The sequence below is a fragment of the bacterium genome (assembly GCA_040755755.1).
GTDB lineage: Bacteria > SZUA-182 > SZUA-182 > DTGQ01 > DTGQ01 > DTGQ01.
In genome coordinates, this window is sequence record JBFLZW010000010.1 from 63,722 (window position 1) to 85,044 (window position 21,323).

16 protein-coding genes are annotated in these 21,323 nt (G+C 48.7%); 4 read left to right on the forward strand and 12 right to left on the reverse strand.

The features are described 5' to 3' along the window. Positions 1-98 precede the first annotated feature (98 nt). Together AB1611_03675 and AB1611_03680 are read right to left on the reverse strand one after the other, a co-directional pair. The gene (locus AB1611_03675; GenBank protein MEW6378693.1) at positions 99-506 is read right to left on the reverse strand and encodes a response regulator; all 408 of its coding nucleotides are present in this window, start codon (positions 504-506) and stop codon (positions 99-101) included. A gap of 221 nt (positions 507-727) precedes the next feature. Then, entirely contained in the window at positions 728-1,039 is a 312-nt protein-coding gene (locus AB1611_03680) for a hypothetical protein (protein ID MEW6378694.1), read from the reverse strand. Positions 1,040-1,296: 257 nt separating this feature from the next. Between AB1611_03680 and efp the strand changes: the two genes are divergently transcribed. From efp to ilvE, 3 genes are all read left to right on the forward strand, one after another. Next, positions 1,297-1,860: an elongation factor P gene (efp, locus tag AB1611_03685; GenBank protein MEW6378695.1), complete on the forward strand. Its 564-nt coding sequence runs from the start codon at positions 1,297-1,299 to the stop codon at positions 1,858-1,860. 33 nt (positions 1,861-1,893) lie between these two features. Beyond that, a complete protein-coding gene (gene epmA, locus AB1611_03690; protein ID MEW6378696.1) occupies positions 1,894-2,790 on the forward strand; it encodes an EF-P lysine aminoacylase EpmA in 897 nt (298 codons plus the stop codon). 77 nt (positions 2,791-2,867) lie between these two features. Next, positions 2,868-3,782: a branched-chain-amino-acid transaminase gene (gene ilvE / locus AB1611_03695; protein MEW6378697.1), complete on the forward strand. Its 915-nt coding sequence runs from the start codon at positions 2,868-2,870 to the stop codon at positions 3,780-3,782. A 343-nt stretch (positions 3,783-4,125) separates the two neighbouring features. Here the strand turns inward: ilvE and AB1611_03700 are convergent, their stop codons facing one another. The 8 genes from AB1611_03700 to AB1611_03735 all read right to left on the reverse strand — a co-directional run bounded on the left by AB1611_03700 (position 4,126) and on the right by AB1611_03735 (position 15,490). Beyond that, positions 4,126-6,075, reverse strand: coding sequence for a cohesin domain-containing protein (locus tag AB1611_03700; protein ID MEW6378698.1), 1,950 nt, complete (start codon positions 6,073-6,075; stop codon positions 4,126-4,128). A 13-nt stretch (positions 6,076-6,088) separates the two neighbouring features. Then, on the reverse strand, positions 6,089-7,741 hold the full coding sequence (locus tag AB1611_03705) for a right-handed parallel beta-helix repeat-containing protein (protein MEW6378699.1): 1,653 nt from the start codon (positions 7,739-7,741) through the stop codon (positions 6,089-6,091). Positions 7,742-8,520: 779 nt separating this feature from the next. Then, positions 8,521-8,748 (reverse strand): hypothetical protein, encoded by a 228-nt coding sequence (locus tag AB1611_03710; protein MEW6378700.1) that lies wholly within the window; start codon positions 8,746-8,748, stop codon positions 8,521-8,523. A gap of 551 nt (positions 8,749-9,299) precedes the next feature. After that, positions 9,300-9,773, reverse strand: coding sequence for a hypothetical protein (locus AB1611_03715; GenBank protein MEW6378701.1), 474 nt, complete (start codon positions 9,771-9,773; stop codon positions 9,300-9,302). A 370-nt stretch (positions 9,774-10,143) separates the two neighbouring features. Then, positions 10,144-11,052, reverse strand: coding sequence for a menaquinone biosynthesis protein (locus AB1611_03720; protein ID MEW6378702.1), 909 nt, complete (start codon positions 11,050-11,052; stop codon positions 10,144-10,146). Between the two features lie 41 nt (positions 11,053-11,093). Beyond that, the gene (locus AB1611_03725; protein ID MEW6378703.1) at positions 11,094-12,413 is read right to left on the reverse strand and encodes an amidohydrolase family protein; all 1,320 of its coding nucleotides are present in this window, start codon (positions 12,411-12,413) and stop codon (positions 11,094-11,096) included. Then, positions 12,400-14,775: a cyclic dehypoxanthinyl futalosine synthase gene (gene mqnC / locus AB1611_03730; GenBank protein ID MEW6378704.1), complete on the reverse strand. Its 2,376-nt coding sequence runs from the start codon at positions 14,773-14,775 to the stop codon at positions 12,400-12,402. The genes AB1611_03725 and mqnC overlap by 14 nt, the downstream gene beginning before the upstream one ends. Beyond that, positions 14,717-15,490, reverse strand: a complete 774-nt coding sequence (locus AB1611_03735) for a TetR/AcrR family transcriptional regulator (protein ID MEW6378705.1) — start codon at positions 15,488-15,490, stop codon at positions 14,717-14,719. Before AB1611_03735 ends, mqnC begins: the two co-directional genes overlap by 59 nt. A gap of 757 nt (positions 15,491-16,247) precedes the next feature. Here AB1611_03735 and AB1611_03740 point away from each other — a divergent pair. Next, positions 16,248-17,636, forward strand: a complete 1,389-nt coding sequence (locus AB1611_03740; protein MEW6378706.1) for a TIGR03013 family XrtA/PEP-CTERM system glycosyltransferase — start codon at positions 16,248-16,250, stop codon at positions 17,634-17,636. Positions 17,637-17,785: 149 nt separating this feature from the next. Here the strand turns inward: AB1611_03740 and prsR are convergent, their stop codons facing one another. Further along, positions 17,786-19,156, reverse strand: coding sequence for a PEP-CTERM-box response regulator transcription factor (gene prsR / locus AB1611_03745; GenBank protein MEW6378707.1), 1,371 nt, complete (start codon positions 19,154-19,156; stop codon positions 17,786-17,788). A gap of 68 nt (positions 19,157-19,224) precedes the next feature. Next, positions 19,225-21,300 carry an XrtA/PEP-CTERM system histidine kinase PrsK gene (prsK, locus tag AB1611_03750; GenBank protein ID MEW6378708.1) on the reverse strand — a complete coding sequence of 692 codons (2,076 nt, stop codon included), beginning with the start codon at positions 21,298-21,300 and terminating at the stop codon, positions 19,225-19,227. Positions 21,301-21,323 lie beyond the last annotated feature (23 nt).

A 21,323-nucleotide genomic window follows, 5' to 3' on the forward strand; every position in this document is an offset into this window, starting at 1 on the left:
CTCGTATGGTTCAAAGTTGTAACAAACCTGTGAAAGGGCTGGGGCTCTTTCCTGGTACACGGTATACTTTATGTTTCGGTTATTGGCCAATGGAGGGTTTAGTTTGGCCTTTCAGACAATAATTGTGCGGTGATGGTCGGTAAGTTACTTAAGTCGCCCTTATCGATAAATTTGTCAATTATACCGCTTCCGATAGACGACTTGACTTCATCTTCGACAAAATGGGGGGGATATCCTGAGATAAGGACAATCATCGTATTGGGATTAACTCTTTTTATCTGATTTGAGATATCGGAAGTGTCGAGGTCCGGCATTTCGAGGTCCACATATACCAGATCAGGAGTCTCCCTGGTGATGATGGATAATACATCTTCTTCATTCTGGGCTACAAATGTCTGATATCCGCTCTGGTCAAGAATATCCTTGAAAACGGTACAGAGAGCAATATCGTCATCTATAATAAGGATCTTTTGCCTTTTTTTATTAGTTGGGTTGTTAAGGAACATAGCTCGATAGTATCATTACACCGTGGTGGAGCTCAAGCTCATGATTTTTTGGCTGTTACTTTATAATCCGGCATCGGTAATGTCAAGAGAAAACACTCGAATAAATAGACGAGGGACCTTGAGGAAAAATTATCATGATTCTTCAGAAAGGGGCTCATCAGCTTTTCGGATTTAAGGAGAGTGCCGCCAGCACGGGCATCAACGATATTCACTCCGGAAAGTTATCCCAAAAGGTCAATTAACCGCTGTTTTTCTTCCTCTGTTGCCTTTTCAATTTCATCGAGGAGATGATCAATTTTTTTCCGGAAATCGCTCCTGTCGAGTTGATTGCCCATTTCATTGATTTTTCTTATGGCATCGTCGAGAAGCTCCTGCTTTTCCTGGATGTTTTTCACCTCTTCCAGGTATTTTGCCTTGGCCAGACCAGTAGCCTTACTTGCCCTGGCCTGGAAAATATCCACTTTGAGGTTAAGTTTTTGCAGTGTTGAAGATAATTTTTCGCTGTATTCCTCCTGAAGAGATTTGGTTTTCATCGGTTATCTCCCTGGCTGTTTGAATTACCCGGCTTTCAAAAGCCGGAAGTCAGGAGCAGGATAAAGGCTGTTTTTCAGGATCCGGAATTCTGACTCCTGTCTCCTCCCTAAAACATTTATCGATCTTCAGGCTTGAACTCTTTATCTATTTCGGCAGGATTGAAAAGATACGCTCATCTGAATTTTACTTTAACTTGTCCTCCATTTTTGATATACTTTGTCTACGGCTATTTAATCCAATACAGAAAGGGATTCTTATGTACGAAGTCAGTGATATTAGAAAGAACCTCAAAATTCAGATAGATGGAGAACCGTATATTGTCGTGGACTTTCAATTTGTCAAGCCTGGCAAAGGAAATGCCTTTACCAGGACCAGGCTGAAGAATATGATTACCGGAAATGTCCTTGACCGGACCTACAAGTCGGGTGAAAAACTTGAGCCTGCTCAACTGGAAGAGCATCCCATGCAGTTTCTCTACTCTCAGGAAGGTATGTATCATTTTATGAATACCGAAAACTACGAGCAGATCGAGATGGAAGAATCCCAGGTTGGAGATGCCAAGGATTACCTGATCGAAAATCTCAACGTCAATGTGCTCGTTTTCAACAACCGGCCTATTGCCATAAACCTGCCCAACTTCGTAGAGCTCGAAGTGGTCGAGACCGAGCCCGGCTTTAAGGGAGATACGGTCAGCGGAGGCAATAAACCGGCTATCATGAACACCAGGGCCAGGATCCAGGTACCGATATTTGTCAACAGCGGAGACCGGATCGTAGTCGATACCCGGACCGGTCAGTATGTCGAGCGGGCGAAAAAGTAGGGGTGGACAGACTCTTTCTGTCTTTTGATAAGCATGATCCAGCCTGAAATGCATTTCTTTCGTCATCAGATGCTGCGAAGCATTCGCAACTTTTTTGAACAGCGGGGGTACCTGGAAGTTACCACCCCTGTTCTCGTTCGCTGTCCAGGAATTGATCCCCATATCGATGCTATTTCCGCAGGGAAGAATTTCTACCTGGCAACCTCTCCGGAGCTGCACATGAAGCGGCTGCTCGGCTGCGGCCTGGAAAAAATCTATCAGGTTACCCATGCTTTCCGGTCCGATGAGGCCGGGAAATACCATAATTGCGAATTCTCGATTCTGGAGTGGTATGAGACGGGAATAAATTATCAGACCCTGATGGAGATGACAGAGTCTCTCATCCAAACCGTCGATGGAGAGATGGGCAATTGTCTGGACAGAGCACCTCTTTTCTCCACACCCTTTCCCCGAATCACGATCGATGATGCCTTTTGGCAGCACGCCCGCTGGCGTCCCTCCAGGGAATGGGATGAAGATCGATTCTTTCTCGATTTGATTGAGATCGTAGAGCCAGCCTTAGAGGATATTCCTGCCTTTTTTCTGTGTGATTTTCCCGCTCCTCTGGCCAGTCTGGCCAGGTTGAAACCCGATGCTCAAAACCTCTGTGAAAGATTTGAGCTTTACCTCAAGGGAGTGGAAATCGCCAATGGATTTTCCGAGCTGACCTGTGCCAGGGAGCAGCGGGAGCGGTTTGAGCGGGATTGCGCCAGGCGGATAGCCATGAACAAGGAGGCTTATCCCCTGGATCAGCATTTTCTTTCGGTCCTGGAAAAGGGACTCCTGCCGGACTGCGCCGGAATCGCCCTGGGGGTTGACCGCCTGTTGATGGTGCTCACTGAGGCCGAAGATATCTCACGGGTAATGGCTTTTCCCATGGCGCAGGTATAGTTGGGCTACGAGATAGGGTACACCAATACACTGATAAACCCGTAAGGAGCTAACCCGGAAAAACAGGGAGAACAATCATGAAATATAATACGCTGATCTGGTATGATGGAAAGTTTGTCGAGTGGCAAAATGCCACTACCAGCATTATGTCGCACGTCGTTCATTATGGAAGCTCTATTTTCGAGAGCCTGCGCTGCTATAAATCCCTCAAAGGGTCAGTCATCCTGAGACTTCAGGCTCACGTGGAGAGGTTGCTCGACTCGGCGAAAATTTACCGCATGGATATCCCGTACACAGCACAGGAATTCGGTGAGGCAATTATTCAGACCGTCAAAAAAAATAACCTTGAAGAATGCTATATCCGGCCCTTTGTATTCCGGGGCTTTCAGGAAATGGGCATCAATCCGCTGAAAAACCCGGTCCATTGCGCCATTGCTGCCTGGGAATGGGGAAAATATCTCGGCGAGGAAGGGATGGAAAACGGCATCTCGGCCTGCGTTTCCTCCTGGAACCGGTACGCTCCCAATACCCTGCCATCCCTGGCCAAGGCCGGTGGTAACTATCTTAATTCTCAGTTGATCAAGATCGAGGCCATCGAAAACGGCTTCGATGAGGGAATCGCTCTGGACAGCATGGGCTATGTTTCCGAAGGGTCAGGCGAGAATATCTTTCTGGTCAGAAGTGGTGTACTGTATACCCCTCCCACCAGTTCCTCGATCCTGGCCGGGATTACCCGGCACTGTGTATTTCAGATCGCCAGGGATCTCCAGCTCAGGATCGAACAGCATACCATTCCCCGCGAAGCCCTCTATATCGCCGATGAGGTTTTTCTTACCGGCACGGCAGCGGAAATCACTCCTATCACCTCAATCGACCGGCGAAAAATCGGGACGGGAAAAGTCGGCCCCATCACCAAAAAAATCCAGGAGCAGTATTTCGGCATCATCAAGGGTGAGCTTGAGGATAAATACAACTGGCTGACGTATGTTTAATTCTTCTGGCATGCTTTTGATTGCCGTTTCAAAGCCTTCTGCTCAGTATATTAGTGGCACCGGCATCCTGCCGGTACTTGCTGCACAGAAGGTGGGCTAAAAACCCAAAACCCACCCCTACGGTTGTTCATTCTCCCTCTCCCTTTGGGAGAGGTCTGGGGTTGAGGGGGGCAGAAACTAGGGGTTGAGGGAACAAAAACCAGGGGGAGCAGATATCAAGGTAGCAAATTTTGCTGGGGGAAGGAAGACCAGGAGGCAGATTCTGGCCTTGCTGGAAGAATCTCTTCTGCCTCCTGGTTTTTCTGCTGCCTTACTTCTCTACTTCCTTACTTCAAATCTAACTCTAATCTAAACAGGATGGCTGACCCAGATATTTTCTGAACAGGCAAAGAGCGTCAGCCGGAGTAACCTCACCATCTTCATTGACATCAGTACAATCGGGGCAGGGGCCTAATTTCAGATAGCACCGGAAGACAATCAGAGCATCAGCCGGGGTAATTTGTCCATCTCCATTGAGGTCTCCATCACAGGTTTTGATACAGAAGCAGCCCCCGCTTGATGAGAATCTGGCTATATCATCCTTCAGTCTCTCAACCTGGAAGGTATAGCACAGATTTCCCTGGCCACCCTTGACCTTAAATTTCAGCTCTACCAGGCCACCGCTTGTTCCCTGGGGAATGCTGCTCGCGGTGAACAGACCCCCTACGATGAGCTGGCCAGGGTTATCAGGATCAGGATTGACATTAAACTGATCGAACGGCCTGGCTACCTCTCCCGTCTCAAAACCCAGGTATTCGAACACCGCAGGATCATAGTTGACTCTCAGGCCAAGCGAGGCAATCTTACTAGGTGCATTCTGAATCCTGACCAGAATCTTGGCCTCACTTCCCACTCTCCCGCTGGCTCCCTGAATATCCACTGCCCCTGAATCATCCTCACTGCACGAGGGGCGGGGAGTAATCTCATCCTCAATAGCAATCTCGGCAGGCTGAAGGGTAGGCGGAAACTGATTCGTGCCATCATAGCCAAAGTTATTCACCTGGGCAGCTAGGCCAAAGCTTCCCTTGGCCGTAGCCTTGAGCTTTAGCTCGAGCAGGCTGACTGTGGCTGGCCCTGCCAAGCCATCGGTGCTAAAGCCATTAAATACCACCTCACCCGCAGTTTTGGTGCTGATCGAGCCTGAGAAGCTATTCCCTGCCGGCTTTTTGGCCTCAGCGAGTGAGGCCAGGCCGCTATTGTAGGTGATGGTGAATTTATACAGCCGCAAGGTCTTTGAGGCTGGAACCTCAGCCTTGAGGATCAGGTGAATCTCATCACCCTTTGATACCTTGAGAGAGCCCACCTTTTGCCCGGCCTGGTTCGACCAGAAGGCGGCAGTTTGTGGCTTTGGACCGCAATTTCGGTAGATACTCTTATCGGCATCATCACAGTCAGTGTTATCGGCCACATAACCAGAAGGAGCAGAGCAGGCTTGAATGCTCACCGAAGGGTTGCCATAGCCATCACCATCAGCATCCTGGAAGTAGCTGCTTTTGACCCCTTCATCGACCTGACCATCACAGTCATTGTCCTCGCCGTCGCAAGTCTCGTCTTGAGGCTGGGGAGCGGTGCAGCCAACCCACTTTCCATCTTGGCAGACTTCTGTGCCGCTGCCGCAGGCAGTTGAGCAGGCACGGGTTAGGTCTTCGTCGATTTTGCCATCGCAGTCATTGTCCTTGCCATCGCAAGTCTCAGGAGCAGCGATGCAAATTGGAAGCTCCTCAATAGCAATCTCGGCAGGCTGAAGGGTAGGCGGAAACTGATTCGTGCAATCATAGCCAAAGTTATTCACCTGGGCAGCCAGGCCAAAGCTTCCCTTGGCCGTAGCCTTGAGCTTTAGCTCGAGCAGGCTGACTGTGGCTGGCCCTGCCAAGCCATCGGTGCTAAAGCCATTAAATACCACCTCACCCGCAGTTTTGGTGCTGATCGAGCCTGAGAAGCTATTCCCTGCCGGCTTTTTGGCCTCAGCGAGTGAGGCCAGGCCGCTATTGTAGGTGATGGTGAATTTATACAGCCGCAAGGTCTTTGAGGCTGGAACCTCAGCCTTGAGGATCAGGTGAATCTCATCACCCTTTGATACCTTGAGAGAGCCCACCTTTTGCCCGGCCTGGTTCGACCAGAAGGCAGTATTGGCATAACCTGCCCAGACAGTGGCGGCTGGCATAAGCAAGGAGCAGAGGGCTAACCAGAGGCCGCAGAGGAGTGAGCAAGAGGAGACTCTAGGGGTTACTTCTGACTTCATCAGCTTTATCATGAAGATCACCTCCTTAATCGATCCATCTGCATTCAAGCTTTGAGACAAGACCCACATCATACTCGGCGATCATCAGAGCATCGCAAAGATCCACTACCCCATCCTTATTGATATCGCAGGCCTTAAAGCCGGACAGTTGAGATGAGTCTTTGAGGCCAACATCATACTCGGCGATCAGCAGGGCATCGCTGATATCCACCGTGCCATTGCCATCCGCATCGCCGCAGGGGATTGTGGGAGTGGGAGGAGGGGGAGGAGTGGTGCAGCCAACCCATTGGCCATTCTGACAGGTGGCTATGGTTTGGCCATCTGGGCAGAGTTGGGTCAGGTTTTCATCATTCAGGCCGTCGCAATCATCATCGATCCCGTTGCAAATCTCAGTGGCCTCGGGATTGATCTGCCCATCCTGGTCATTACAATCTCCGAAGTTATCCACATAGCCTGCGGGAGCCTCAAGCGCCTGGATCGATTGAGTGGGATCACCATAATTATCCTGGTCGCTGTCTCGGTAGAAGGTAGGCAGGGGAGCATTAGGATCTGGCTCGGTGAGGAAGGGATAATACTCCACCCTGCCTCTGCTGCTGTCGTCAAAAAAGTCGAAGATGCGCTCCATGATTTCAGATTCATCCTCACTGCACCAGTAGTTTTGAGTGGCATCGAGCGTAGACGAGGTTGAGGGATCATTGCGATAGAGCTCATACTTGATATTGCTGTTGCAGAAGTTATTGTGGTTTATGGCATAACTGCTGAACCCATTGACCAATATAGCCGTACCCTTTGAGTGTTTATTGCAAACAAAGGTATTACCAATAAGCTTTAAGGAGCTGCCGCTACAAAACATAGCCGCTGCATGATCTGCGGAGTTATCCATTATTAAGCTGTAGGAGACCCAAACCTTGCCGTAGGTGCCGTAGGCCCAAATTCCACCTCCATGAGCATTGCCACTGGTGTTGGAAGCTTTGTTACTGCTAATGACAGATGAAGTTATGGTCAAGCTGCCGGAGGAGGAAGAGACCCCGCCGCCAGAGCCGCTTGCTGTATTATTGCTGATCTGGCTTGAAGTTATGGTCAAGCTGCCGGAGGAGGAAGAGACCCCGCCGCCAGAGCCGCTTGCTGTATTATTGCTGATCTGGCTTGAAGTTATGGTCAAGCTGCCGGAGGAGGAAGAGACCCCGCCCTTACTATTATTGTTAATAGTGCATGAGGCAATGGTCAGCGAGCTGCTGTCGGTGGTATTAATCCCTTGGCCAGTATTCTTCTCTATGATGCAGTTACTTACCATCAGGCCAGAGGCGCCTTTTGTCCTTATTCCCTGGGTGGCGTTATTCCTGATCTCGCAATAGCTGATAAACGGCGAGGCCTTTTCGCAGATCACCGCGCCTTCTCTATCCATACCGCCTGCATATTCCACAATGCAATATTCCAGGATCGAGCCATCAACATACTGCTCCTTATCAAATTCAGCACCCACACTGCTATCGGTAAACAAGATATATCCCCACTTTTTATTCACCGTGCTATTGGTAAACAGAATCTTGGCTTGCGCTGTTCCCCGGGCGATCAGGGTGCCGTCCACCTGAATGGCCTTACTTTCATCAAACCTCACCTCTACGCCAGGTTGAATGGTCAAGGTGGCCCCCTGGTTGACAATAACAGAGCTTTTCACAATATACGGGCTTTTATCCAGGCTCCAGACAATGTTTCCCCTTATAGGACCGCCAACGTTCGTCTCGGCAAAGCAATAAGAGCTGAACCTAAAGCCCCTGAGTCTAAGAGTTGTGAACTGAAGCAGAAAAAATAAGCTAAATATTATTCCTTTCCACCAAAATTTCTTCATTGCCACATCTCCTTTGGTTAACATGATGGGAATCCATTCCCAACCAACACCTTATTTCCTTATCACTTTCCTGAAAAACCTGAAAAAATTTTACTGACAAACCTTAGTCCTGAATAATTTTAGTCGATTCACCTCCTTATCTTCCTTAAGTACTGGCCGCGGGAATTCTATGGCCAGTTGGTCTGAACTTCCCCCCTCACCCTGTCCCTCTCCCAGAGGGAGAGGGAAGGTGGTGGCATCCTACTCCCTCATCTACCCTTTGGGAGAGCACCTTATCCCCCCTCTCCCAGAGGGCAATGTCATATACAACTTAAGGATCAGCCGTGACCAACGCCCCTCACCCCGGCCCTCTCCCCAGAGGGGCGAGGGGGAAAGCGCTGGCTTAAGTTAATGACATTGCTCCCTTTGGGTAGGGACCGGGGGTGAGGGGGCGGAGAACTGGTCGCGTACTTACCGCGCCGTGTACTCTTACCGCGCCATGCACTAATTAACTGGACATTGGCGATTTTTAACCTTGAGAAGCCTCATATACCCCTCCTGTTGACCTTTCTCAGGGCGCACCTGTCCCCCGGAGTGCCAAAACCTTTTTGACACCTAAAATCCCAAGACTATGCTTGGAGCCGTCGCAATGAGGAGCTACACTCATCCTCGCGCATGAATCGCTGGACTACGGCCTCGACATCACCAGTAGCAATGGCCTCCTGACAAGCTCCAACCAACCAGTCTCGGGTATGCTCATCTCGATGCCTTCGAATGACATCGGCTGGGGTCCGCAGGTGATCATCCTGCTCCAGGGTCAGTCTCCACTGAACATAGGCCCAACCCAAGTGTACCACTGCACACCACTTGTCAGTGGCTTCGTAAGACTGGCCACGAAAGTCTGCCAGGCCCAAACGAGTCTTCAGGTAAAAGTTGTCGGTCTCACAACCCCAACGTTTGGCATACCACTGGAGCGGTTGAGAAAGCCCCAGGGACAGATCCGTACAGACAAAGTACGCAGGGTGTCGATCCCGGTAATGCCTCTTTGATACCTTGCCGATGAATATACTTTAAGGAGCGAGCCGATGCATACCAGATGTCAAACAGAACATAGACTGAAAAATCCTTGGGTAACAGTGACTTTAGCTCCTTGAGGATTTGACGAAGCAGACTGTTCTTGCTGACAAAGTGCAAATGATGAGCGGATGCACGCGTTCGGTTGAGGCGGCGGATAGTCTTCTCTCGCAAGTAAAGCCGAATGGTGTACGTGAAAGTATACTGTGAACGGGTGAATATTGAACTTCTTATTAGGAGTCAGAAGCCAGGAGTCAGAAGTCAGAAGAAAAGATAGCCTTTATTCTGACTCCTGACTCCTGAATTCTCGACAAAAAGTAAAGTTTTAACCCGTTTACAGTATAAGTCCCCCGATCCACAGGTTGCAATCCAAATAGACAAAGCCGTTCTTGTACCGTGGCTTACCCTTGCTACTCTCAGTATGGTCATAGTGCCAATCCACTACTTCCAAATGGCGGGTGGCTTTGTCCTTGGCACCTAATGAGTCGTCCAAACTGATGCAGATAACTTTGGGCAATCCCAAACGCTCAACTCGATCTATGGCCTCGGTAAGGAGAAAAGCACCCACTCGGTGACGAATAGCCTCTGCTGTCCAAGGTGCAATCCGTAGAGTATCGGCCATGTTAGAAGCATCAACACATTGAACAAATTGTCGTTGTAGTTCGGATAGGGTCTTATCCGAATCGCAGACCAAAAGAGCATCAACCAGATTTATTACATGCTGCCGTTGTGGCTCTGTCAACGGCAAATCAAGATGCTCTATAAATTCACATAGGTTGGGAGAGTTGTGTAATATTCGGGTCAACATAGGATGACCTCCTGGATAATATATTAACCTCCTCTCCCAGTTTACTCCTAAATTACCCATTTTCAAACCCGGTCATTTTCGCCAATGTCCAGTTATATTCTCTAATTCTAAGGCTTGCTCAATTGAATCAATAGCTACCTGCTTCTTACTTTCTTTTTGATTGTTCTGCGGCATCAAAATATCTCCTTGAAAGTTTCACTCCTTAGAATCATTATATTAAAAAATTAAACCCCTTTATGAGCTTTTCTGGTTTATATTACCATAAACCACCGGTCACCGTCCACCCCCTTTTACATGGTCACAGTAATTCACCTGCGGTTCCCATTTGAGGGACCTTCATCACAATGCTCTGACGGGATAGATGATCACGTTAAATAAGGTGCTGAAATTTTTGACAAGGCAACAGTTCCAATCCCTGAACCGGCTGAGGGATTTCTCCCATCTCATGCAAGTACTTGTAGTACCGCAGTAACCCTTGCTGGTAGCGGGATGAAAGCTCATAGCGTAGGTTCTGGATGTAGCTGCGGCAAACTGCCGCAGGCAGCTTTGGTTGGGTTTTGACCGAAGCTATAAATTCTTCAAGATGGGTAAGGCTATAATCGCGGGAGTCCAAAAGTGCCTGCTGGACTTGAAAAACAAGCTCCGGTGCCTGGCAAAATGCCTCCTTCCTGACCATCCAGAGTGCAAAAACAAAGGGCAGGCCGGTCATTTTTTTCCATTCTTCTCCAAGGTCATACAGGTATGAATAAGGGCCGCGCTCCTTCTCCGATTGCCATAAGTGCAAAGCCCGGTCGCCAATCACCAGAAATGCAGTGAACTCAGGAGGAGGGCAGCAGCTTCCATTTCCTCCATTCCCTCCCGCCTCTGGTCCCCCCTGCCCCGGCACTTTTCCCCGAATATAAACCGGCTCGATTCCCCGCTGCGACAGCAGGATTTTCACCAGTCCTACCGAGGTTTCAGAATCGCTGGTGAGCAAAAGGGGCTGCCCGTGCAATTCCTCCATCGGAGCCTTGCTCAGGAGCAGTACACTCTGCACCGGCCCGTCCGAGCTGATGGAAAGGTCGGGCAGAATCAGGTAACCTTCAAAGTTCCGGGCATATTCGATGGAAGAGGCAACCGTCAGGTCTATTTCCTTCTGCCGGATGCAGTGGTTGAGGTAAGATGGGGGGCCTTCCACGATTGTGCAGCTTTCGGTCAGCAGCGAATGATTATTCCTCGGCAGGCCGTAATACATTGGGGCATTATTCAAATATGAGAGCTTGCCAAGGCGCAGTTTCATTCTCCCTCTCTCCTGATAATGGCGCATCTGCATTGGCTGATTCATAGATCGATTCCCTGGTTGCCCTTGCTGATTTCCCGCTTGATCCGCTGACTGATCCATGTGACCTCTGTATCGCAACCTTCCAGAACCACTGCTTCCTCAATTTCGTCGCCTGATGAAGCAGTGACTGGAAGGAAAATCAATGAAGCATGCTTTCCGGCCTCGATACTCCCAAGCTCCTGCTCTCCCAGGGCCAACGATCCGCCAAGAGTGGCCATACGGAGAATCTGCCTGCCGGATAGAGAGGGGAGGGCGGTCTTTAAAAAAGCCATCTCCTGCCAGAGGCAGAGGCTGGTATTACTGGCTAAACTGTCCGTTCCGAGGCAGAGTGGAATTCCCCGCTCGATGAATTTTTGAACCGGCGCACATCCCACGCCAAGGTTATGATTGCTTTGCGGACACAGGCAAACCCGGCTGCGGGTTTTGGCTAAAAGCTCGATATCCTCGTCGGATACCTGGACTGCATGCACGCATATCGTTTCCGGCCGCAGGATTCCCTGCTGATAAAGGTACTGGACCGCCGTTGCCTGGGGAGGGACCCAGGCCGGGTCCCATGCTTCCCGCTCAATCAGGAACGACCGGAGTCCACCCTCTCCGGTGGACAGGAAGACTGGTTCCTCTCTGGGTTCGGCCACATGGATGGAGAAGGGCCGGTCCGGCCAGAGCGGACTTTTCCGCAGGAACTGCAGGTAGCGGGAAGACACGCTGTAGGGAGCATGAGCGGCCAGGCAGAGGTGAATACCTTGTCCCGAAAGCGGGTAAGAGCTGAGGATAGCCTGAATAGCCTGCTGGTTTTCAAGCTCCTTCTGTTCCTCAAAACCAATGGCTTCCAGAAAAACCCGGCCAGCCAGGGCGCTTTCCCGAAGCGGCGCAATTGAAGCTCCGGTGTTTGAAACATCGCCAACCAGGCCAGTCCCCCGCTGCCAGAGCTGCCTGATTGCAGATGCAATTCCTGCGGCAGTATCCTGGCTGCTGCACTCCTGTCTGGCCTGAATCAGGCTCCTGACCCAGTTGACAAAATCGCCTTCTACCTGAACCCTGCCGGCCAGGCAGGAAAGCTCAAGGTGGGTGTGAGCATTCACCAGAGAGGGAAGGATCGCGCCATCCCCATGATCGATCAGCCGGACTTTGAGTCCGCCAGCCTGGACATACTTTTGCCGCATCGACTGTGCAGGCCCGGCCTCGATAATCCTGCCATCCCGGACAGCCACGATTCCATCCTCGACAGGAGGCGAGGAAATCGGCAGGATCCAGGCGGCCCGATGAAGAATCAGTTCGGCAGGGGAGGGGGAACCTCTTAGGAGATCAGAGCAGGGCATAGTCCATGGTTCTCCGGTTGGGCTGAAACCCGGCACCCTCGATTATCCTGATCAGCTCTGATTCCGGCAGCCGGTGCGAGACTCCGGCAGCGGCCACGACATTTTCCTCGATCATGGTGGAGCCAAGATCATTGGCACCAAATCTTAAGGCGATCTGGGCAACCTTGGCCCCCTGAGTGACCCAGGAAGCCTGAATGTTGGGGACATTGTCCAGGAATATCCGTGAGATAGCCAGGGTTTTGAGGTATTCGAAGCCCGAAGCTGCCGGTCCTGAAATCAGGGAGGTATTGCCCGGCTGAAACGGCCAGGGGATAAAGGCGGTAAATCCTTTTGTCTTATCCTGCAACTGCCGGATCAGAAAGAGGTGTTCGATGCGCTCTTCAAGGGTTTCGATGTGGCCGAACATCATGGTGGCTGTGGTCTTTAAGCCGATCCGGTGAGCTGTTTCCATAACCTCGAGCCATTCGCGGCAGGTGCACTTGCAGGGGGAGACCTCCCTGCGCACCCGGTCAACCAGAATCTCCGCCCCTCCGCCGGGGATGGAGTCAAGGCCGCAGGCCCTCAGTCGCTCGAGAACTGTCTGCACCGGAAGATTATTCAGCCGGGAAAAGTGAATGATTTCCGGTGGGGAAAAGCCATGAATATGGATCCGGTAGCGGGACTTGATAAAACCGAGCAGGTCCTCGTAATAGTCCAGCATCAACCGGGGATGAAGCCCGCCCTGCATCAGAATCTGGATGCCGCCAAGCTCCAGGGTCTCTTCAATCTTGCGGGCCAGCTCTTCACGGGAAATAACATAGCCGCCCTCAGCACCCTCTTCCCGAAAAAACGCACAGAAGCGGCACTTTGAAAGGCAGATGTTGGTATAATTGATATTGCGGTCCACGATATAGGTGACCAGGTTGTCCGGGTGCATCCTCTGCCGTCTGACATGGGCCAGGCTACCCAGAGTCAATAAATCAGCCTCCCGGAAGAGGATAGCGGCCTCTTCAGGGGATATGCGGGTATCTTCCAGGACCTTGTCGGTAATGGATTTCAGGGTATCGGCATCCGCCCTTCTTGCTGCTCCCCCGTTGCGGGGCAGGGCAGTATCGTGCTCCCTGGTATTCCCGATTCCGTTCTCGATCAGGTTGTATAAGGTATCACGCTGCCGGGGGCACCGTCCGGCTTCCTGGATCAGGCTGATCAGGTAAGACTGGGGCAGCCCCTGGGCGGTTTCCCCGCCAGCCATGTGGGTGATGCGCTCCTCGATAACCGTGCCGTCCATGTCATCCGCACCGAAGGAGAGAGCGATCTGGGCGATTTTGGGGGTTACCATGATCCAGAAGGGTTTGATGTGGACGAAGTTGTCCAGAAGCAGCCGGGCAATGGCAATGTTTTTCAGATCGTCGAAACCGCTCGTTTTCTTCAGGGAGGACAGCCGGGTATTGTGCGGGTGAAAAGCCAGGGGAATGAAGGTCAGAAAGCCGGCGTACTCATCCTGCAAGTTCCGCAAAGCCAGAAGATGATCCACCCGCTCCTCCAGGGTCTCGACATGGCCGTAGAGCATGGTGGCATTGCTCCTGATCCCAAGGCGATGAGCGGTCCTCATGATTTCCAGCCAGCCATGGGCAGGCAGCTTTTTCGGGCAGACCAACTGGCGGACCCGCGGGCTGAAAACTTCCGCTCCTCCACCCGGCAGGGAGCCAAGGCCGGCCTCACGCAGCTCCAGCAGGGTTTCTGCTGGGGTCTGGCCCGAAATTTCAGCCAGCCAGGCAATTTCGACAGCCGTAAAAGCCTGGATATGAACGGCAGGACGAATCCTCTTGATAGTGGAAAGCATGTCCAGGTAATAGGAGTAAGGAAGCTCTTCGTTCAGACCGCCGACAATATGAACTTCGGTTATCGGCTCGTTCAGCCGCGAGCGGACCTTTTCCGCTATCTCATCGAGAGACATGGTGTAGGCCCCCTGTTCCCCATCCTTCCGGCTGAAAGCACAGAAGCTGCACCCGTTTCTGCAAATATTGGTATAATTAATGTGCTGATTGTAAATATAATAAGCATCCTGACCATTGATTCTCTCCCTGACCAGGTTGGCCAGAAAGCCAATACCCAGGAGATTGTCCGATCGATACAGGGTCAATCCGTCGTCAGCCGAAAGCCGCTCCCGGCGAATAACCTTTTCATATACAGGCTCAAGCACTGGGTCAAGAAAGAGTTGTGCGCCCTCTTCCCGGCTTATCGCCACTCCTGCTGGAGAAGCTGTAAGCTCTATAAACTCCATACTGGATCTCATCCTCACTGCTCCATTGTAAAAATCCCGGTCAATTCTCTGGTGAATTCCCTGGATGCATCCCGCATCCTTCAGGGTTATCCACCGCATCTGGTGTTCTCAGCCGCTCAATCTCCCTTTCCTCTCCAGGCCGGGCTTTCAGCCCCCGCTCCAGTATTTTCATCAGTTCCATGAGGTCCTGTTCCAGATTTTCCGGCCTGAGCCAGGGAGAAGATGAAGGAGACGACGAAGGAGAACCAGAATCTGAAGCTGAGTCGAGATAAGCCCAAAGGTATGATTGAAGAAATCGATCGATTATTGCCATAATCATGAAAGCAGCCAACTGGGGCTTGCAATCACTCCGGATATCTCCCCGTGCCTTTCCTTCTTCCAGAAGGGGAACCAGATAAGCCATCGAGAACAGGTGAATCCTTGATACCAGTTCCTGTTTGAATGGCAGATCACTTTCGAAAACCGTCCGCAGGTAAAGGCGGAATATGAGCGGGTATTTTTTTACAAAGACAATGGCTGAAGAAAAAAAGGTCTGAATCTTGGTGAAGGTATCCTGTCCGGGCGAGGCAATGCTTTCCGTCTGATGGACATTATCCTTCAACAGCCGGACCCCATATTCGAAGATATAGCGAAACAGGCTTTCCTTATTTTCAAAGTACTGGTACATCGAGCCCTTGGCAATACCCAGACTGGCAATCATAGTATTAATGCTGGCCTTCTGGTATCCCCTGGTGGCAAACTCCTGTATGGCCACCTCGATGATTTTCCTCTGCTTTTCGTGCGGAAGGTTGCAGAATGTCTTTTTCGCCAGCATGTCTCTTCTTCTTTTTCCCTGACTTGGTCACACAAGGCAACACGTTTGAGAACAATGTGACCACCCGGTCACATTCGATATTCTACTTTTCCTGCAAGGGAATGTCAACGGCAAAATTACCTTTCCCCTGGTGGTGTCGCCTGTACTACTTTAGTACTGGCTGCCTTATTTACCCGGTCAGTTTGGAAAGCATATTCCCCTGGCAACAAGTTCATATTTTATACACCACAGAGTGGTGTTCTTTTGACCGGTTGTTGGTTAATTCCTATCTAAAATCAATTAGATAAGTGACAATATTCAGCTCAATCAAGCACATAGCATAACCAGGTCGAACACGAAACAGACCTCACCCAATAATGCTTAAGTAACTACTTAATTTTATTGGATGATCAAGCATCACTGGTACATTGTTAAGGTATTCATCCGGGTATAAATAAAAAAGGTATAAAATTTGCTTGTACAATCTGCAAACATCAAAGAGATTTTATGATTAATCATTGGGTAGAAAAATATGTTTGCCGAAGTTCATAAAATTAATGTAAATAACCGCATGTTATCGAGTTTATTGCGAAAGAGAGGTACTTCATAGGAAGGTAATCATCCATATCCTTCCTCGCCAAATCCTTCAGGAGGATAGGTAAGGGGGAGCGGTTACACAGGAGGTTCTTGGAACTTATCAGAAGATTGGTCGTAGGTATTGAGCCGTCACTCTTGCGAAACCATGTAGTTGAAGCTTGCATCCTTGAGGTTACATCTTATGTTTGATTACATAGAAAAACACTATTCAAGACTTTACCTTCTGGTTTTCTCAATCGACTTCCTTGTCCTATTATCTGCCGCGCTTATAGCCTTTCGAGTAAATGGTAACTTTGGGAATAATGCTGAACACCTGAAGTATGCCTACCTGGGCTTTATCTACTCAGCTATCTTTGTCTTCATCAGCCAGATAATGCTTTTTGTCAACGAGCTTTACTCTCTGGAGAAAAAATATCAAAAGAAGTGGTTGATATTCCGATGCATTCTCTCTTTTTCCTTAGTCTCCGTGGGCCTTTATTTTCTCCTGAGCAATGTCATGCACTATTCTAATTGCTTTATTATTTCCATGATAGCCTGCGGATCCATCTTGTGCTGGAGACTCATATTCTACTGGATTGTTCCCAAAATCAATATTCAGCAAAGGATACTGTTTCTGGGGACCGATGAATTGAGCAGAATGGCGGTACGGGAAATATTAGCTGATGATAATCCTCAATTCAAGGTGGTCGGATTTGTCGGGGACGATCCCGGTCTGGTGGGAAAACGTATTGCCAATCAGAAAGTTTTGGGAACAATCGAAGACCTTGATGTCATAATTCAAAAAGAAAAAGTGGAAAAGCTCATTATCTCCCTTCCCCATGACCGGAAAGAATTTCCCGCCGAAGATCTTATCAGGTGTAAATTTAAAGGCATCGAAATTATGCAGTTGCATACCTTCTATGAAAGGTTAAGGGGGAAGATCCTGATTGATGGTCTGCATCCAAGCTGGCTGATATTTGCACAGGGATTTAAAAAGAACAATTGGATAAAATGGGAGAAAAGAATTCTCGATATCTCTCTTTCCTTGATTGGTTTATTGATTACCCTGCCCATTTCGCTTATCACAGCCTTACTTATTAAGCTAGAATCGGACGGCCCGGTTATTTACCAGCAGGAGAGAGTCGGTGATAACGGCAAAGTTTTCAGGATCTTTAAATTCAGATCAATGAGGATAGATGCAGAAAAAGATAGCGGCCCGATCTGGGCGGGAGAAAATGATCCTCGCATCACCCAGGTTGGAAGATTCATCCGTAAGGTGCGCATCGATGAAATACCTCAAATGATCAATGTGCTCAAGGGCGATATGAGCTTTGTTGGTCCCCGCCCTGAACGGCCGCATTTTGTTGAGATGTTGACCAACAGCATTCCCTATTATAATCAGAGACACTCGGTCAAACCTGGTATAACCGGATGGGCTGCTGTCAATTACAGCTATGGAGCTTCGGTTGAGGATGCTGTTCAAAAATTGCAGTATGATCTTTATTATATAAAAAACATGTCGATCTTTCTTGACCTGGTTACTATCCTCAAGACTGTTGCTACGGTATGCGGAAGAAAAGGATCGAGATAGGAATTAGTTTTTAGGAATTGGTTTTAATGGTAAGATTAATTCGAGGGTAAGATCGCAGAGATATATGGACAGCGAAAACCCCGGACTTTCAGGCCGGGGTTTTCGCTGCGCTGTCTGCTCAAAATCGGTGTTCAATCGGTTATCCACCTTTATTCATCCACTTCGTAAGTGAGCGCATATTTTTCTATAAGCTCATAGACTGTAGACCTGGCAATGCCTAAGCTTTTTGAGACCTTTGTCAGATTCCCTTTGTGTTTCTCAAGGCTGTACTGAAGCATTTCTTTTTCTACTTTTTCTCGGGCTTCTTTCAGCGTTATTTCCATTTTGCCCGCTTCTTCATGATCACAGCCTATCCCCAGGTCTTCTGGTTTGATATACTTATCAGTCGATAAAACCAATGCTCTTTTAATCTTGTTTTCCAATTCCCTGATATTGCCAGGCCATTGGTAGGCTTTCATTATCCTGATTGATTCGGCAGTCAGCTTCTTTGGGCTTTCTCCCATGTCCTGGGCATACTTTTCAAGGAGGTGAGTTGCAATAAGAACGATGTCATCCTCTCTCTCCCGCAATGGAGGTAACTCAAGAGTTATTCCATTCAGCCGGTAATAAATGTCTTCACGGAAGTTTCCCTTGAGTATTTCCTGCTCCAGGTCCTTATTACTTGCGGAAATGATCCGTACATCGACTGTTATAAATTCAACTCCACCAAGTCGTTGAATTTTTTTTTCCTGCAGGAACCTCAGCAGCTTGGCCTGCAAGCTCAAGGGTAATTCCGCTATTTCATCGAAAAAGAGAGTCCCTTCGTGAGCAAGCTCAACCTTTCCGATTTTTTGACTTTTGGCATCGGTGAAAGCTCCCTTTTCATGACCGAACAATTCACTCTCCAGCAGAGTCTCCGGGATCGCTCCGGAATCGATAGGAATAAAGGGTTGAGCAGCCCTTTGGCTTAAGTTATGAATTGCCCGGGCTATCAATTCCTTTCCTGTTCCACTTTCTCCATGGATGAAGATGGCAATATCGGTTTTTGCCACTCTTCTGGCCAGACTGATAACCTTTCTGATCTTTTGGCAATTGCCGAGAATACCAAACAATTTCCCATCCTCATCGAATTGCGATTGTAACCGTTTATTTTCAATCTCAAGTTCCCTGATATACAGGGCGCGTTTTAAGATGATCTTCAGTTCGCTCAGGTCTACAGGCTTGACGTAGTAATCGTAGGCTCCAAGCCTGAGAGCATTCAGAGCGCTTTCTTTGCCTTCACTGCCGGTTACCATGATAATTTTGACATAGGGATCAATGGCCAGAATTTCTTCAAGGACCTTGAATCCCTTTTCGTGATTATCATGTGTGGACAGGTTTAAATCAAGGGTTATGATGTCCGGCCTCTGTCCATGAAACTTTTTTAAAGCCTCGCGGTCAGTGTGGGCTGTCTGGACTTCATACTCACTGCTTAATCCCCATTGAATCTGCTTGCAGATGTATTCTTCATCATCAACTATGAGAAGTTTCGGCTTGCTCATTTCTTGCTCCAGATCATGACAGGAAATTAACGTTAGGACAAGAGATCTTCAGTTAATTTACTGATACCTTACTTCTTCGCTGGCAGGTATATTCTAAACAGGGCTCCTGATCCCTCTTCGCTCTCCACTTCTATCTTCCCCTGATGGGCTGCGACAATCGCTTTACATTGGTAGAGGCCAATACCCAGCCCTCGTTTTTTGGTTGTCTGAAAAGGTTTGAATAATTTTTCCTTCAGAAATTCACGGGGTATGCCAGGCCCGTTATCCTTTACCTCAATGACAATGTCTCCATTTTGGGTAAAAGTCGAAACCGAGACAATTCCGCCATCCGGTATGGATTCCTGGGCATTGATAATAAGGTTGCGGATAACACTTTGAATTTTTTCCGGATCTAAATTGACCATAGGCAACTTGCCGTAGTTTTCGATTATCGTAATCCCGTTCTTGCATGATTTGATCTTCTCGATGGTATCTTTCGATAATTCAGACAGATTACAGGGTATCTTATTGAGCAGTATTTCCCTGGGCAGACTGGACATCTTGGCCATGAATTCCTTCATGTTTTCTATCGTTTTTGAAATGGTCAGCAAGACGTCCCGTTGAAATTCAGGATTATCCATATTTTGGGCAGCATTCTGGACAATCAGGGAGAGCATCGAAACGTAATTTTTCAAATCATGGAGAACAAATGATGAGACCCTGTTCATAAGCTCCATTTCACGGGCAAGTCCGAGACGCTCTGCCAGCTTAATCTTTAAGATGCCATTGGCCACCTGATGGCACATGGTTTTCAGGATATCGAAATCTTCATAATTATAAACCGCTCCGGTAACTTCCTCCCCCAGGGTCATAAAGCCGATAAGATCATCTTTGACCATCAAGGGTGTTACTGTACAAATTTTATATCGGTTAAAGAATTTCCTGTGGGCATGATACAGCTCTTCGGCCTTATGATCTTCTGTTTTGGGAACAAGAGAAAAAGGGCCGGCTTTTTCCTTGAGATATCCAATTAAAGGATGATCCAGGCTCACGAACATTTCAGATTCCGGCAGATGGAGATAACGGGAAGCAGAAAGATGAAATTTTTTATCTTCATCATCAAAAAGCCAGATCGATACCTCGCTTACGCACATTGTTTCAGCGATAAGATCGATAGACCGGGCTAATAACTCCTTAATCTCAACCACGGAACTGATTCTGTTGGTCAGCTCGATCCATTCAAACCGATAGTCATACTTATTCTTATAAAAATGTCTGTCGATATACCTTTTGAGCACGGTCCAGTTCTTTTTAGACAGGCAGATGGCTGCCAGGGCCATAAGGCTTGACAGAACAAAGACCGGATAAAATAATTGATTAAAACCGAGTCCCAGGATTTTCACCAATTCACCGATGAACCCAACCATAATGAGATAGAGACTGATTGTCAGCAGGGTAAACGATCCATAAAATACCTGCCGTGAGATGAAAATATCAATATGCATGAGTCGATGCCTGATAAAGCTGTAGGCGAGCAGGCCGGAGCAGAATAAAATGACTGATGATCCGACAGGCAGATATGACACGTACATGAGACGAAAAAGCAATGCCCTGCTGATAATGTATATGAAATAGCTGAAGGCAGCAAATATGGCGATAATGCTGTACTTGATTTGCCACCTTTGAGCTCCCTGGGAATTTCGATAAATTGCCTCCAGGTTGACCAGAATAAAAGCAATGGTCACTAAGAGAAAAAGGGTGAAAAGCCTGCCTGCGACTCTCAGGAGAACGAAATCATACCGGCTGCTCTGAAAATCCGGCAGGCTGATGAAGCGGTTTGAAGGAACGAAAATGAGAAAGCAAAATGCCACGATGTATACGGCCGCCAGAAAAAATTTATGCTTTTTCGGTATTGTCTCATAGCTGGCCTTGGCAAAAACCAGACTGAATAAAGACCAGTTGGGCGGTATAAGGCAGCATCCCACTAAGCTGATGCGTGCCCAAAATAGTAATCCACCGGGATGAGATGAATTCAAGGCCATGAAATTGCCAAACTCCATAATGCTCACGCTCGTCGCGGCAAGAGCAAAGGCTTTATTCTGCAACCTGTCATGGCCTTGATGAAGGACGAAAAGGGCCAGCCCAAAAGTAAACAGGCAGCTCATAAGTGTTGGAATGGAATAATAAT

Bases quoted from the DNA above. Each gene is read 5' to 3' on its own strand.
- AB1611_03675 (MEW6378693.1), bottom strand. From the start codon at position 506: ATGTTCCTTAACAACCCAACTAATAAAAAAAGGCAAAAGATCCTTATT.
- AB1611_03680 (MEW6378694.1), bottom strand. From the start codon at position 1,039: ATGAAAACCAAATCTCTTCAGGAGGAATACAGCGAAAAATTATCTTCA.
- efp (MEW6378695.1), top strand. From the start codon at position 1,297: ATGTACGAAGTCAGTGATATTAGAAAGAACCTCAAAATTCAGATAGAT.
- epmA (MEW6378696.1), top strand. From the start codon at position 1,894: ATGATCCAGCCTGAAATGCATTTCTTTCGTCATCAGATGCTGCGAAGC.
- ilvE (MEW6378697.1), top strand. From the start codon at position 2,868: ATGAAATATAATACGCTGATCTGGTATGATGGAAAGTTTGTCGAGTGG.
- AB1611_03700 (MEW6378698.1), bottom strand. From the start codon at position 6,075: ATGATAAAGCTGATGAAGTCAGAAGTAACCCCTAGAGTCTCCTCTTGC.
- AB1611_03715 (MEW6378701.1), bottom strand. From the start codon at position 9,773: ATGTTGACCCGAATATTACACAACTCTCCCAACCTATGTGAATTTATA.
- AB1611_03720 (MEW6378702.1), bottom strand. From the start codon at position 11,052: ATGAAACTGCGCCTTGGCAAGCTCTCATATTTGAATAATGCCCCAATG.
- AB1611_03725 (MEW6378703.1), bottom strand. From the start codon at position 12,413: ATGCCCTGCTCTGATCTCCTAAGAGGTTCCCCCTCCCCTGCCGAACTG.
- mqnC (MEW6378704.1), bottom strand. From the start codon at position 14,775: ATGCGGTGGATAACCCTGAAGGATGCGGGATGCATCCAGGGAATTCAC.
- AB1611_03735 (MEW6378705.1), bottom strand. From the start codon at position 15,490: ATGCTGGCGAAAAAGACATTCTGCAACCTTCCGCACGAAAAGCAGAGG.
- AB1611_03740 (MEW6378706.1), top strand. From the start codon at position 16,248: ATGTTTGATTACATAGAAAAACACTATTCAAGACTTTACCTTCTGGTT.
- prsR (MEW6378707.1), bottom strand. From the start codon at position 19,156: ATGAGCAAGCCGAAACTTCTCATAGTTGATGATGAAGAATACATCTGC.
- prsK (MEW6378708.1), bottom strand. From the start codon at position 21,300: ATGAGCTGCCTGTTTACTTTTGGGCTGGCCCTTTTCGTCCTTCATCAA.